The 14,699-nt window shown below is 70.2% G+C and carries 8 protein-coding genes; 5 read left to right on the top strand and 3 right to left on the bottom strand.

From position 1 onward, the window contains the following. Positions 1-109 precede the first annotated feature (109 nt). The 5 genes from MKK69_RS26870 to zwf all read left to right on the top strand — a co-directional run bounded on the left by MKK69_RS26870 (position 110) and on the right by zwf (position 11,632). Positions 110-1,471 (top strand): MdtA/MuxA family multidrug efflux RND transporter periplasmic adaptor subunit, encoded by a 1,362-nt coding sequence (locus tag MKK69_RS26870; RefSeq protein WP_243973064.1) that lies wholly within the window; start codon positions 110-112, stop codon positions 1,469-1,471. 220 nt (positions 1,472-1,691) lie between these two features. Continuing rightward, positions 1,692-4,817, top strand: coding sequence for an MdtB/MuxB family multidrug efflux RND transporter permease subunit (locus MKK69_RS26865; RefSeq protein ID WP_243973062.1), 3,126 nt, complete (start codon positions 1,692-1,694; stop codon positions 4,815-4,817). Next, positions 4,814-8,278, top strand: coding sequence for an efflux RND transporter permease subunit (locus MKK69_RS26860; protein ID WP_243973060.1), 3,465 nt, complete (start codon positions 4,814-4,816; stop codon positions 8,276-8,278). Before MKK69_RS26865 ends, MKK69_RS26860 begins: the two co-directional genes overlap by 4 nt. Positions 8,279-8,454: 176 nt before the next feature. Next, positions 8,455-10,005, top strand: a complete 1,551-nt coding sequence (locus MKK69_RS26855) for an efflux transporter outer membrane subunit (protein ID WP_313900890.1) — start codon at positions 8,455-8,457, stop codon at positions 10,003-10,005. Positions 10,006-10,105: 100 nt separating this feature from the next. After that, entirely contained in the window at positions 10,106-11,632 is a 1,527-nt protein-coding gene (gene zwf / locus MKK69_RS26850; protein WP_243973056.1) for a glucose-6-phosphate dehydrogenase, read from the top strand. A 332-nt stretch (positions 11,633-11,964) separates the two neighbouring features. On the opposite strand, the gene rnhA is transcribed toward zwf, so the two are convergent. The 3 genes from rnhA to ispH form a co-directional block, all read right to left on the bottom strand. Next, a complete protein-coding gene (gene rnhA / locus MKK69_RS26845; protein ID WP_243973055.1) occupies positions 11,965-12,450 on the bottom strand; it encodes a ribonuclease HI in 486 nt (161 codons plus the stop codon). Between the two features lie 7 nt (positions 12,451-12,457). Next, positions 12,458-13,423 carry a homoserine kinase gene (locus tag MKK69_RS26840; protein WP_243973054.1) on the bottom strand — a complete coding sequence of 322 codons (966 nt, stop codon included), beginning with the start codon at positions 13,421-13,423 and terminating at the stop codon, positions 12,458-12,460. A gap of 240 nt (positions 13,424-13,663) precedes the next feature. After that, entirely contained in the window at positions 13,664-14,665 is a 1,002-nt protein-coding gene (ispH, locus tag MKK69_RS26835) for a 4-hydroxy-3-methylbut-2-enyl diphosphate reductase (RefSeq protein ID WP_243973053.1), read from the bottom strand. Positions 14,666-14,699: the final 34 nt, after the last annotated feature.

The raw sequence follows: 14,699 nt of genomic DNA, 5'->3' as shown, positions 1-14,699 counted from the left end.
CCGGGGCGCGGCGGGATGCGGCACCTCCGGGACCGGTCGGGGGGTTTGGACAGCGAAAGGATAGGGCACCGGCGGTCGCGCAGGCGGCCGGCATGGGCTCTAATCAGGCATGAACGAGAGTTCACCGATCCGGACCGACACTGCCCGCGCCTATCAGCCCGGCGAGGCGCCCGCACGCGAGGTCCGCACGCGGCGGTTCCGGCCGATCCGCTGGCTCGTGATCCTGGTGCTGCTCGCCGGCGCCGGGGCGATCGGCCATCGCTGGTACGAGGCGCGCACCGACAAGGCGGCCGAGCCCGCGACGGCGCATCGGGGCGGCGGCCGGCACGGCGGCGGCGGCGGCGACATGCCCCAGGCGGTGGGCATCGCCACCGCGATCACCGGCGACATGCCGGTGGTGCTCCAGGGCCTCGGCACGGTGACGCCGCTGGCCACCGTGACGGTGAAATCGCAGATCAGCGGCTATCTCACCCTGGTGAAGTTCCGCGAGGGCCAGGCCGTGAAGGCGGGCGACGAACTCGCCGAGATCGATTCCCGCCCCTACGAGGCGCTGCTGGCCCAGTACCAGGGCCAGCTCGCCCGCGACCAGGCGCTGCTGCAGAACTCGAAGCTCGACCTGCAGCGCTACCAGACCCTGAACCGGCAGGATTCGATCTCGAAGCAGAACGTCGACACCCAGGCCGCCCTGGTGAAGCAGAACGAGGGCACGGTCGCGGCCGACCAGGCGCTGGTCGACCAGCAGAAGCTCAACATCGCCTACACCCACATCACCTCGCCCGTGGACGGACGGGTCGGCCTGCGGCAGGTCGACCAGGGCAACTACATCTCGGCCGCCTCGACGGCGATCGTGGTGGTGACCCAGCTCCACCCGATCTCGGTGATCTTCACCCTGCCGGAGGACGACGTGGCCCGGGTGATGCGCAAGGTCCGCGCCGGCGCCAAGCTCGCCGTGCGCGCCTACGACCGCGGCGACGCCCACCAGATCGCCACCGGCACCCTCGACACGGTCGACAACCAGATCGACACGACCACCGGCACGGTGAAGCTGCGCGCCCTGTTCGACAACGGCGACGAGGAGCTGTTCCCGAACCAGTTCGTCAACGCCAAGCTGACCGTCGACACGGTGCGGAACGCCACCCTAGTGCCGAACGCGAGCCTGCTCCAGGGCACGCCCGGCACCTACGTCTACCTGATGGACGGGGACAACAAGGTCACGGTCCGGCCGATCAAGACCGGCGAGACCGACGGGACCAACACCGTCGTGGCCTCCGGGCTGAACCCGGGGGACCGGGTCGTCACCGACGGCACCGACCGGCTGAAGGACGGCGCCCCGGTCCGGATCACTGAGGGCGCGCAGGCGGCCGCGGGCGACGGCAAGGCCGCGGAGGCGAAGCCGGCCGAGGCTGCGGCGGCGGACGCCCAGGGGACAGCGGAGGGCGGTCGTCGGCACCGGCGCCGTCAGGCGCAGTGAGTTCGGGGTTGGCGGGCGACAGCCGCTTCACCCCCTCCCCCCTCTGCGGGGGAGGGTGGCCCCTGCGTCAGCAGGGGTCGGGTGAGGGGCGCGACGCTTCCGAATTGGTCGCAGCCTTCATGAGGGCCAGCGCTCTCTCCTGCACCGTCGCTCCCCTCTCCCCCCCTGCTTGGCAGGGTACCCTACCCCGCAGAGGGGGGAGGGAGAAGGCGCGCGCGTCATGAACCCGTCCCGCCTGTTCATCCTGCGCCCGGTCGCCACGACGCTCTTGATGCTGGCGATCCTGATCGTCGGCGGCGTCTCGTACCTGAACCTGCCGGTCTCGGCGCTGCCGGCCGTCGACTATCCGACGATCCAGATCCAGACCTTCTACCCCGGTGCCAGCCCCGAGGTGATGACCTCCTCGGTGACCGCGCCCCTGGAGCGGCAGTTCGGGCAGCTCGCCAACCTCAACCAGATGACCTCGCAATCCTCCGCGGGGGCCTCGGTCATCACCCTGCAGTTCAGCCTGGACCTGTCGCTGGACATCGCCGAGCAGCAGGTCCAGGCGGCGATCAACGCCGCCGGCAACCTGTTGCCTTCGGACCTGCCGGCGCCGCCGATCTACGCCAAGGTCAACCCGGCCGACGCCCCAGTCCTGACCCTGGCGCTGACATCGAAAACCCTGCCGCTGACCCAGGTGCGCGACCTCGCCGAGTCGCGCCTGGCCCAGAAGATCAGCCAGGTGGCGGGCGTCGGCCTCGTGAGCATCTCAGGGGGGCAGCGCCCCTCCGTGCGGGTGCGGTTCAACGCCCGGGCGCTCGCCGCCTACGGGCTCAACATCGACGACCTGCGCACGACCATCACCAACCTGAACGTCAACACGCCCAAGGGCACGATCGACGGGCCGAAGCAGTCCTACGCGATCGACGCCAACGACCAGATCCGCGATCCCAAGGCCTACAACGCGGCGATCATCGCCTATCGCAACGGCGCCCCGGTGATGCTCTCGGAGGTGGCCGACGTGGTCGAGGGGCCGGAGAACACCAAGCTCGGCGCCTGGGCCGACACGACGCCGGCGGTGATCCTCAACATCCAGCGCCAGCCGGGCGCCAACGTCATCGCCACCGTCGACAAGATCAAGTCCCTGCTGCCGCAGCTCCAGGCGAGCCTGCCGGCCGCCGTCGCGGTGGCGCCGCTCACCGACCGCACCACCACGATCCGCGCCTCCGTGGACGACGTGCAGTTCGAGCTCGGCCTCGCCATCGCCCTGGTGGTGCTGGTGATCTTCCTGTTCCTGCGCAGCCTGTCGGCAACCCTGATCCCGAGCCTGTCGGTGCCCCTGTCGCTGGTCGGCGCCCTGTCGGTGATGGACCTCTACGGCTTCTCCCTCGACAACCTGTCGCTGATGGCGCTGACCATCGCCACCGGCTTCGTAGTCGACGACGCCATCGTGGTGATCGAGAACATCGCCCGGCACGTCGAGGCCGGCGATTCGCCCCTCGAGGCGGCGCTCAAGGGCTCCCGCGAGATCGGCTTCACCATCATCTCGCTCACCGTCTCGCTGATCGCGGTGCTGATCCCGCTCCTGTTCATGGGCGACGTGGTCGGGCGCCTGTTCCACGAATTCGCCATCACGCTGGCGGCCACGATCGTGATCTCGGCGGTGGTGTCGCTGACCCTGGTGCCGATGCTGTGCGCCCGGCTCCTGAAGCACGTGCCGGAATCGCAGGTCCGCCGCCGGGAGGGCGCCTTGTCCCGGCTCGGCCGGCGCGCCATCGACGGCACGATCGAGGCCTACGGCCGCGCCCTGCGGGTCGTCCTCGACCATCAGGGCCTGACCCTGCTGGTGGCCCTGGGGACGCTGGCGCTCACCGCCTACCTGTTCGTGGTCATCCCCAAGGGCTTCTTCCCGGTCCAGGACACCGGCGTGATCCAGGGCATCACCCAGGCCGAGCAGTCGGTCTCCTTCGCGGCCATGGCCGAACGCCAGCAGCGGATGGCCGAGATCGTCCTGAAGGACCCGGATGTCGCCAGCCTGTCGTCGTTCATCGGGGTCGACGGCCAGAACGTCACCCTCAATTCCGGCCGGATGCTGATCAACCTGAAACCCCGGGAGGCGCGGACCGATTCCGCCAGCGCGATCATCCGGCGGATCTCGGCGGCGGCCGCGGGGGAGCCCGGCACGCGGCTCTACATGCAGCCGGTCCAGGACCTGACCATCGACACCGCGGTCTCGGCGACCCAGTACCAGGTCATCCTCGAGAGCCCGAACATCGACGATTTCGAGACCTGGGTGCCGCGCTTCACCGAGGCGCTGGCCCAATCGCCCGTGTTCAGGGACGTGGCCAGCGATCACCAGGGCCAGGGGCTCGCCGCCTACGTGACCATCGACCGGCCCACCGCCGGCCGCTACGGCATCACCCCGGCCACCATCGACAACGCCCTCTACGACGCCTTCGGCCAGCGGATCATCTCGACGATCTTCACCCAGTCCAACCAGTACCGGGTGATCCTGGAGGCGGACCCGAGCCTGCACACGACCCTGCGCAGCCTGGAGACGATCTACCTGCCCTCCTCCACGGCCACCAATGGGCAGGTGCCGCTCTCCGCGGTGGCGCGGATCAGCGAGCGGCGGGCGCCGCTGCTGATCTCGCATCTCGGCCAGTTCCCGGCCACCACCGTGTCGTTCAACCTCGCCCCCGGCGCGGCGCTGGGCCAGGCGGTGGAGGCGATCGACCAGGCCAAGGCCGAGATCGGCCTGCCGGCCTCGTTCCGGGTGGTGCCGCAGGGCTCGGTCTTCGCCTTCCAGGCGGCGCTCAGCAACGAGCTGTTCCTGGTGCTGGCGGCGATCGTCACCGTCTACATCGTGCTCGGCGTGCTCTACGAGAGTTTCATCCACCCGATCACCATCCTCTCGACGTTGCCGTCCGCGGGGATCGGGGCGCTGCTCGGCCTGATGCTGTTCGGGCTGTCGCTCGACATCATCGCGGTGATCGGCATCGTGCTCCTGATCGGCATCGTGAAGAAGAACGCGATCATGATGATCGACTTCGCGCTCCAGGCCGAGCGCGAGGACGGGCTGGAGCCCCGGGAGGCGATCTTCCAGGCCTGCCTGCTGCGCTTCCGGCCGATCCTGATGACGACGCTGGCGGCGCTCTTCGCCGCGGTGCCGCTGATCCTCGGCACCGGCGAGGGGTCGGAGCTGCGCCAGCCGCTGGGCATCTGCATCGCCGGCGGGTTGATCGTCAGCCAAGTGCTGACCCTGTTCACGACCCCGGTGATCTACCTGGCGTTCGACCGTCTGGAGCGGCGGATCGCGGGGCGGCGGGGACCTGAGCTGGAGAGCGGCGAGGCGCTCCCGTGAACATCTCCGAGCCGTTCATCCGGCGGCCGGTCGCGACCACGCTGCTCACGATCGGCGTGCTGCTCGCCGGCCTGTTCGCGTTCCTGAGGCTGCCGGTGGCGCCGCTGCCGCAGATCGACTTCCCGGTCATCCTGGTCCAGGCGCAGATGCCCGGCGCCTCGCCGGAGACCATGGCCACCACCGTGGCGGCGCCCCTCGAACGGCGGCTCGGCGCCATCGCGGACGTCAACGAGATGACCTCCACGAACGCGCTCGGCTCCACCCGGATCGTGCTGCTGTTCGGCCTGAACCGGGACATCGACGGCGCGGCCCGCGACGTCCAGGCGGCGATCAACGCGGCCCGGGCCGACCTGCCGACCGCGCTCCGGCAGAACCCGACCTACCGGAAGTTCAACCCCGCCGACACGCCGATCATCATCCTCGGCATGATCTCGGACACCCTCACCCGCGGCCAGGTCTACGATTCCGCCGCCACGGTGGTGCAGCAGAAGCTGTCGCAGCTGCCGGGCGTCGGCAATGTCGATATCGGCGGCTCGTCCCTGCCGGCGGTGCGGGTGGAGCTCGATCCCACCGCCCTGTTCAACTACGGCATCGGCCTGGAGGGCATCCGGGCGGCTTTGGCCTCGGCCAACGCCAACTCGCCCAAGGGCGAGATCGACGCCGGGGGACGCCGCTACCAGCTCTACGCCAACGACCAGGGCAACAAGGCCGCCGATTACCGCGACATCATCGTGGCCTACCGCAACGGCGCCGCGGTGAAGCTCACCGATGTCGGCCAGGTGCTCGACGGCGTCGAGGACAAGCGCAACCTCGGCATCGTCAACGGCCAGTCTGGCGTGCTGCTGTTCGTCTACAAGCAGCCCGGCGCCAACGTGGTCGAGACCATCCAGGCCGTGAAGGACGCCCTGCCGCAGATCATCGCGGCGCTCCCCGGGGGCATCGACATCAAGCTCACCGGCGACCGCAGCGCCACGATCCGCGCCTCCCTGGAGGCCACCGAGGAGACGCTGCTGGTGGCGGTCGGCCTCGTGATCCTGGTGGTGTTCGGCTTCCTGCGCTCCTGGCGGGCCACCCTGATCCCGGCGGTCGCCGTGCCGATCTCGATCATCGGCACCTTCTCGGCGATGTACCTGCTGAACTACTCGCTCAACATCCTGTCGCTGACCGCGCTGATCATCGGCACCGGCTTCGTGGTCGACGACGCCATCGTGGTGCTGGAGAACGTCCAGCGGCACATCGAGGACGGCAAGTCCCGGCTCCAGGCGGCGCTGATCGGCGCCCGGGAGGTCGGGTTCACGGTGATCTCGATGAGCCTGTCGCTCATCGCGGTGTTCCTGCCGATCCTGCTGATGGGCGGCCTCGTCGGCCGGATCTTCCAGGAATTCTCCGTCACCCTGTCCCTGTCGATCCTGATATCCCTGGTGTTGTCGCTCACGACCACGCCGATGATGTGCGCCCGGCTGCTCCGGGCCGAGGGCCATGGCCCCGACGGGGGACCGGCCCCCGGGCGCCGGCCGAACTGGGTGATCCGGATCCTGGAGGGGGGCTTCTCCCGGCTGCTCGACGCCTACGCGCGGACGCTGGCGGTGGCGCTCGCCCATCCGCGGATCGTGCTGCTGAGCCTCCTCGCCACGGTCGGGCTCAACGTCTACCTCTACGTGATCGTCCCGAAGGGCTTCTTCCCCGAGCAGGATACCGGCCAGATGATGGGCGGCATCCAGGCCGACCAGCGCATCTCGTTCCAGTCCATGGAGCAGAAGCTCAAGCAGGCGACGGCGATCGTCGGCGCCGATCCGGCGGTGGAGAGCGTCGTCGGCTTCACCGGGGGGCGCGGCACCAACTCGGCCAACGTGTTCGTCGGCCTGAAGCCGCTCAACACGCGGGCGCCGATCTCCGCCGTGATGGCGCGGCTGCGGCCGAAGCTCGCCCAGGTGGCGGGGGCGCGCCTCTACGTCTTCCCCCGGCAGGACCTCCAGATGGGCGGCCGCCAGAGCTTCGCCCAGTACCAGTACACCCTCCAGGGGGACACCGCCGAGGAGCTGTTTTCCGCCGCGCCGAAGCTGGTGACGGCCCTGCAGAAGGACCCGGTCTTCGCGGACGTCACCTCCGACCAGCAGGAGGGCGGGCTGGAGAGCCGGGTGGTGATCGACCGCAACACGGCCTTCCGCTACGGCATCACCCCGAACAAGATCGACAACACCCTCTACGACGCCTTCGGCCAGCGCCAGGTCTCGACCATCTACAACCCGCTGAACCAGTACCACGTCGTGATGGAGATCGCCCCGCGCTACCTGGAGACGCCGGAGACGCTCAAGCAGATCTACGTCTCCACCTCCGGGGGCAACGCGGCCGGCTCGGCCACCACCAACGCGGTGGCCGGCACCGTGGCGGCGGCGGGGGGCGTCAACACCAACGCGGCGACCGGCACCAGCAGCCCGGGCAGCGCGTCCGCCGCGTCGACCGCGACCGGCGCCGCCGCCGGCACCGGGGCGGTGGGCGGCAGCACGGGCAGCACCGGCGCGGTCTCGGCGGCCGCCGCCTCGGCCAGCACGGCCGACACCGCCTCGAACGCCGCCGCCATCGCGTCCGATTCCGCCCGCAACGCCTCGTCCAACGCCATCGCGGCCTCGAAGGGCGGCGCCTCGTCGAGCGCCCCGGTCTCGGCCGCCAAGGAAACGATGGTGCCGCTCTCAGCCTTCGCCCGGATCGAGCCCGGCAGCGCCCCGGTCCAGGTGAGCCATCAGGGCCTGTTCGTGGCCACCACGATCTCGTTCAACCTCGCCCCGGGCAAGAGCCTGTCGGACGCCACCGACGCCATCGACCGGGCCATGGCGTCCCTGCACCTGCCGGCGACGATTCACGGCGAATATGCGGGGGCGGCCAAGAACTACGTCGCCTCGGCCTCGCGCCAGCCGCTGCTGATCCTGGCCGCCATCCTGGCGGTCTACGCGGTGCTGGGAATCCTGTACGAGAGCTTCGTCCACCCGCTGACGATCCTCTCGACCCTGCCCTCGGCCGGCGTCGGCGCGGTGCTGGCCCTGCTGGTCACCGGCACCGACTTCACGATCATCGCGCTGATCGCGGTCTTCCTGCTGATCGGCATCGTGAAGAAGAACGCCATCATGATGATCGACGTGGCGATCGACGCGGAGCGGACCCGGGGTGCGAATCCCGTGGACGCGATCCGGGAGGCCTGTCTCCTGCGCTTCCGGCCGATCATGATGACGACCCTGGCGGCGATGCTCGGCGCCGTGCCGCTGATCCTCGCCAACGGCGAGGGCGCGGAGCTGCGCCGGCCCCTGGGCATCGCCATCGTGGGCGGATTGATCGTGAGCCAGATCCTGACCCTCTACACCACCCCCGTCGTCTACCTCACCCTGGATCGCCTCCGGCACAGGGTGCTCGACCGCCGCAGGCGCGCCGGGCGGGGCGGAGAAGCGGCGCTGCCGGCCGGAGAGTGATGGTTAAGGTTTCACGTGAAACATCGGCGGCCGCGGTCGTGCGCGCGACACGCCCTCCCCCCTCTGCGGGGGAGGGTACCCTGCGCAGCAGGGGGGGAGAGGGTCAGCGCGACGATTCCGGATGGAGCGATCGTCGCGACCTCTCCGGCACCGTCGCTCCCCTCTCCCGACCCCTGGTGACGCGGGGGCCACCCTCCCCCGCAGCGGGGGGCGGGAGAGCGTCCCGCACGCTCGCGGCCCTCCTCTTCGCCGCCCCCCTCATGACCGGCTGCGTGGTCGGCCCCGATTACTCCCGGCCCTCCGTGGAAACGCCGCTCGGCTACCGGCAGGGCGGGGTCCGGGAGGACAGCCCGGCCTATGTCGCCGCGCGGAAGACGGGGTTTCGCGAGGCCCGGCCCAACGATGCCGTCGAGCGCGGCGACTGGTGGCGGGTGTTCAAGGACCCGACCCTCGACCGGCTGATCCGCCTCGTCGATGTCGACAACCAGTCGCTCCGGCAGGCGGTGGCCAATTACCGGCAGGCCCGGGCGCTGGTCGCCTCCGCGCAGGCCGCCCTGTACCCGACGGTGATCGGCGCGCCGAGCATCACCCGCACCGGCAGCGGCGGCGGCAGCACCGGGACCGTGCGCACCAGCGCGGCCCTCCTCGGCGAAGCCAGCTGGCAACTCGACCTGTTCGGCGGTACCCGCCGGACCATCGAGAGCGAGGCGGCGCTCGCCCAATCCGACGCCGCCACGATCGCGCTGACCCGCCTGACCATCCAGGCCGAGGTCGCGGCCGATTACCTGACCGTGCGCTACGCCGATTCGCTCCAGAAGGTGCTCGACGAGAATATCGAGAACTTCAAGAAGACCGCGGCGATCACCGAGAACCAGTACGCCGCGGGCGTCGCGGCCCGGTCGGACGTCATCACCGCGCAGACGCAGGTCCAGACCATCGAGGCCCAGGCCATCGCGGTGCGGCTGACCCGGGTGCAATACGTCAACGCCATCGCCACCCTGATCGGGCGCCCCCCCTCGGAGGTGTCGATCCCGGTCTCCGGCATCGCCAAGAATCCCCCGGGCGTGCCGGTGGGGATCCCCGGCGACCTGCTGGAACGGCGGCCGGACGTGGCCCAGGCCGAGCGCCTCGTCCAGGCGCAGAGCGAGCGCATCGGCGTGGCGGTGGCGGCCTTCTTCCCCACGGTCACGATCTCGGCCCAGGGCGGCGTCTCGGGGCTGACCCGCAACGGCCTGTTCTCGGCGGCCAACCAGGTCTGGTCGGTGGCGGCCTCCGGCAGCGAGACCCTGTTCGACGGCGGCGCCCGCACGGCGGCCGTCCGCTCGGCCGAGGCCGGCTACGACGCCCAGGTGGCCAATTACCGGCAGGTGGTTCTCGCCGCCTTCGCCGAGGTCGAGAACCAGATGGCGGCCTTGCGCATCCTCGCCCAGCAGCAGGGGGCCCAGGACAAGGCGGTCGACCTGTCGCGCAAGGCGGTGGAGATCACCTTGAACGAGTACCGGGCCGGCACCCAGAACTTCACCACCGTGGTGACCGCGCAGGGGCTGCTCGTGACCAACGAGATCAATGCCCTCCAGGTGCGGCTCAGCCGCTTCACCGCGGCGGTGACGCTGATCCGGGCGCTGGGCGGCGGCTGGGACGTGCGCTCCCTGCCGAGTGATTCCGAGCTGAAGGGCCCGAGCCTGCCGATCGACCGGGGCGGCCAGGCGGTCCGCCCGGACGAGTAGGAGGCGCGCCGCCCGGCCGCGTGCGCGGGCGCCGGAACGGCCCCCCGGTGCGGCGGGTTGTCAGGCGGCTTGCTGCGCCGCAATCGGACGGGAATCGGGAATGGTCGAGCAGAAGACAGCCCTCAAGGACGACGCCGCCTGCGGCACCGAGCCGGCGCCGCCCTGCACGCTGGTGATCTTCGGCGCCGGGGGCGACCTGACCAAGCGCCTGCTGATGCCCTCCCTCTACAACCTCGCCGGGGCGGGGCTCCTGCCCGAAGGGTTCTCGATCCTGGGCGTCGACCATTCCGACGGCACGGACGAGTCCCTGCGCGACACCCTCACCAAGACCCTGGAGGCGTTCAGCAAGGACCCGACCTCGGAGTTCCACGCCGACCATATCGACGCCAAGAGCTGGGGCTTCATCCGCGACCGGCTGCACTACCTGAAGGGCGATTTCGAGAAACCCGAGACGTTTTCCGCGATCGGCAGCCGGATCACCGGCAGCGCGGTGTTCTACTGTGCGGTGGCGGCCCGGTTCTTCGGGACGATCGTGGACGGCCTCGGCCAGGCCGGCCTGCTCAAGCAGGAGAACGGCGATTTCCGCCGGGTCGTGATCGAGAAGCCGTTCGGCTCGGACCTGGCCTCGGCCCGGGAACTCAACGCCCGGATCCTGAAACAGGCCGACGAGAGCCAGTTCTACCGGATCGATCACTTCCTCGGGAAGGACACGGTCCAGTCGATCATGGCGTTCCGCTTCGCCAACGGGCTGCTGGAGCCGGTCTGGCGGCGGGAATACATCGACAGCATCCAGATCACGGCGGCCGAGACGGTCGGCGTCGAGGAGCGCGGCGGGTTCTACGAGCCGACCGGGGCGCTGCGCGACATGGTGCCGAACCACATGTTCCAGCTCCTGTGCATGGTCGGCATGGAGCCGCCGAACTCCTTCGCGGCGGAGGCCGTGCGCACCGAGAAGGCCAAGCTCGCCGAGGCGGTGCGGCCAATCCCGCCGGAGGATGCGGTGCGCGGCCAGTACACGGCCGGCACCTCGGAGGGCCGCGATGTCCCGGCCTACCGGGACGAGCCGCACGTCGCCAAGGATTCGGTCACCGAAACCTACATCGCCCTGAAGCTCCATATCGAGAACTGGCGCTGGGCCGGGGTGCCGTTCTACATCCGCACCGGCAAGCGCATGACCGGGCGGCGCACCGAGATCGCGGTCCTGTTCAAGCCGGCCCCGTTCAAGATGTTCGAGGACACGCCCAACGCCGATCTCGGGCCGACCGTGATGCGGATCCTGATCGATCCAGATCACGGGGTCAGCAGCGAGTTCAACGTGAAGGTGCCGGGGCCGCAGATGAAGATCGGCCGGGTCCGCTCGGGCTTCCGCTACAAGGATTTCTTCGCCGACACGCCGAATGTCGGCTACGAGACGCTGCTCTACGATTGCATGACCGGCGACGCGACCCTGTTCCAGCGGGCCGACAATATCGAGGCGGGCTGGGCCGCGGTCGACCCGCTGCTCCAGGGCTGGCCGCAGCAGGACGTGGCCCCCTACCCGGCCGGAAGCGCCGGGCCGAAGGCGGCGGACGATCTCCTGGCCCGGGACGGCCGCCACTGGCTGGGCCTCGACGGCGAGACGGATTGAGAGCCCGGGCGATCGAACGACCGGACGGTTTCATCCCGGACCCTGAACGGGACGCGACGGGGCGCGAGCCGGCCGCCTGCTCGGCAGGGAGGTGGTCGCGGCTCGGTTTACAGCCAAGCGTACCGCTACACGACGGCGGCGCGACGCTCAGGACCGAGAGGTCCCGAGCGCCCCAATCCACCCCCTCATCCTGAGCTGCGGCGAAGCCGCCGCGAAGGCGGGCTCCTTCGAGGCCTCCGCTGCGTTTCGGCGCCTCAGGATGCGGGCCAGGGTTGGATGTCCGATCGGTGCGACCGGCGTGGAACCGAGGTCAAACAGTCACGGATTCACGCTCAGCGCCGCTTGAACGGCAGCATCGCCGCTACGGCCAGCGCGTCGACCCGGTTGTTGAGCGGGTCGCTGGCATGGCCCTTGACCCAGTGCCAAGCGACCTCGTGGCGGTCGCGGGCGGCGTCGATGCGGCGCCAGAGGTCCTCGTTCTTCACCGGCTTCTTGTCGGCGGTGCGCCAGCCCCGCGCCTTCCAATTGTGGATCCAGGCGGTGATGCCCTGGCGCAGATACTGCGAGTCCGTGAACAGATCGACCCGGCAGGGACGCGTGAGCGCCTCCAGGGCCTCGATCGCCGCCAGGATCTCCATCCGGTTGTTGGTGGTATGCGCCTCGCCCCCCGAGAGCTCTTTCCGGGTGTCGCCGAAGATCAGGATCGCCCCCCAGCCCCCCGGCCCGGGATTCCCCGAGCAGGCGCCGTCCGTATAGATCTTCACCCGCATCGGCGCGGCCGCGGCCTCGCCGGCGGGGCCGGTCACGTCGGTGCTCATCCAGCCCTCAACCCTGCCGCCCGTAATCCCGGGCGTCCCGCGCCTGCCGGTGGAAGGTGAGCCGGCGATCGAATTCCCGCGGGTCCTTCGGCTTGACCAGCGCCCCCGGGGGCACGTTCAGCCAGTCGACCAGCCGGGTCAGCATGAAGCGGAGCGCGGCGCCCCGGCACAGGATCGGCAGGGCCGCGACCTCGTCCGGCTCCAGGGGGCGCACGGCCTCGTAGCCGGCGATCAGGGCCGCCGCCATGTCCCGGTGGACGGTGCCGTCCGGGTCGAAGCACCACGCGTTGAGGCACACCGCGAGGTCGTACGCGAAGGCGTCCGTGCAGGCGAAGTAGAAGTCGATCAGGCCCGACAGGGCGTCGCCGATGAAGAACACGTTGTCGGTGAACAGGTCGGCGTGGATCACCCCGCCCGGCAGCGTCCGGGGCCAGTGCGCCTCCAGGAAGGCGAGGTCGGCACGGGTGCGCGCCGCCAGCCCCGGGGCGACGGAATCGGCCTGGGCCTCGGCCTGGGCGAAGAGCGGGCGCCAGGACGACACCGAGAGGCTGTTCTCCCGCACCATCGCGAAATCCCGGCCGGCGGCGTGGAGCTCGGCCAGGGCCCGGCCGAGCGCCCGGCAATGCTCGACGCCGGGCGCCTTGACCGAGACGCCCTCCAGGAAGCTGACGATCGCGGCGGGTCGGCCGCACAGGCGTCCCAGCGCCGTGCCGGCCCGGTCGCGCACCGGCTGCGGGCAGGCGAGGCCGCGGGCCGAGAGGTGCTCCATCAGCCCGATGAAGAACGGCAGGTCCTGCTCCCGGACCCGCTTCTCGTAGAGGGTCAGGATGTAGGAGCCCTGGGTGGTGTGCAGGAAGAAGTTCGAGTTCTCGACGCCCTCGGCGATGCCCTTGTAGGAGAGCAGGCCGCCGATCGCGTAGGCGGACAGGAACTCAGCGAGCGCCGCGTCGGATACCTCGGTGTAGACGGCCACGTGTTCGCGCTCGGGTTGGGGTTCTTCTGGGATTTGGGATCGCCGATGAGCCGGACGGTCCCGGTCTTCCGACCCACCCCCTCATCCTGAGGTGCTGCGCAGCGGCCGCGAGGGAGGCCTCCGGATATCGCAGCGGTCCCCGGAGGGCGCCTTCGAGGCCTGCGCTGCGCTTCGGCCCCTCCGGGTGAGGGGTTTGGACGGGATTGGGCCCCTCTCGTCGGAGGCTGGATCCCAAGCAGCCTACTCGGCGGCTTCGCTGCGCAATTCGCGCGGCAGCGGGAAGACCATGTCCTCCACCACCGTCGAGACCGTGTCGACGATCACGTCGTAGCGGGCCGCGAAGGCCTCGATGATCTCCTCGACCAGCACCTCGGGGGCCGAGGCGCCGGCGGTGAGTCCGAGCTTGCGGATCCCCTCGAAGGCCGGCCAGTCGATCTCCTCGGCGCGCAGCACGAGGCGGGTGATCGGGCAGCCGACCCGCTCGGCGACCTCGCGCAGGCGCTGGGAGTTCGAGGAGTTGGAGGAGCCGACCACGATCAGGGCGTCGACCAGCGGCGCCACCTGCTTCACCGCCTCCTGGCGGTTGGTGGTGGCGTAGCAGATGTCGTCCTTGTGCGGCCCGGTGATGGTCGGGAATTTCTTCTTGAGTGCCTCGACGATGTGGCGGGTGTCATCCACCGACAGGGTCGTCTGGGTGACCCAGGCGAGGTTGTTGGGGTTCTCGGGGGTCAGGGCCTGGATCTGGTCGAGATCCTCCACCAGGGTGATCGAGCCCTTGGGCAATTGGCCCATCGTGCCGACCACCTCGGGATGGCCGGAATGGCCAACCAGCAGCACGTGGCGGCCGCGCTTGTGGTGGATCTCGGCCTCGCGATGGACCTTGGTCACCAGCGGGCAGGTGGCGTCGATGGTGGTGAGGCCGCGCGAATCGGCGTTGGCCGGGACCGTCTTGGCGACGCCGTGGGCGGAGAAAATCACCGGGGCGGCCCCGTCGGGCACCTCGTCGAGCTCGCGCACGAACACGGCGCCCTTCCGCTTCAGGCTCTCGACCACGTACTTGTTGTGCACGATCTCGTGACGGACGTAGACGGGCGGTCCGTAGAGGGCGAGCGCCCGCTCGACCACGTCGATGGCCCGCACCACGCCGGCGCAGAAGCCCCGGGGGGCGCAGAGCAGGATCTCCAGCGGCGGCTTGCCGGCATTGCCCTGGGCGGGCTCGAGGGGCGCGGGTTCGACGGTCATGTGGGGGATGTGGCGAGGGCGGGGCCGTCCTGTC

The organism is Methylobacterium sp. J-026 (genome assembly GCF_022829585.1).
Classification (GTDB): domain Bacteria; phylum Pseudomonadota; class Alphaproteobacteria; order Rhizobiales; family Beijerinckiaceae; genus Methylobacterium.
Note: the sequence above shows the minus strand (reverse complement) of the source record. Positions and strands in the feature narration are given on the sequence as shown.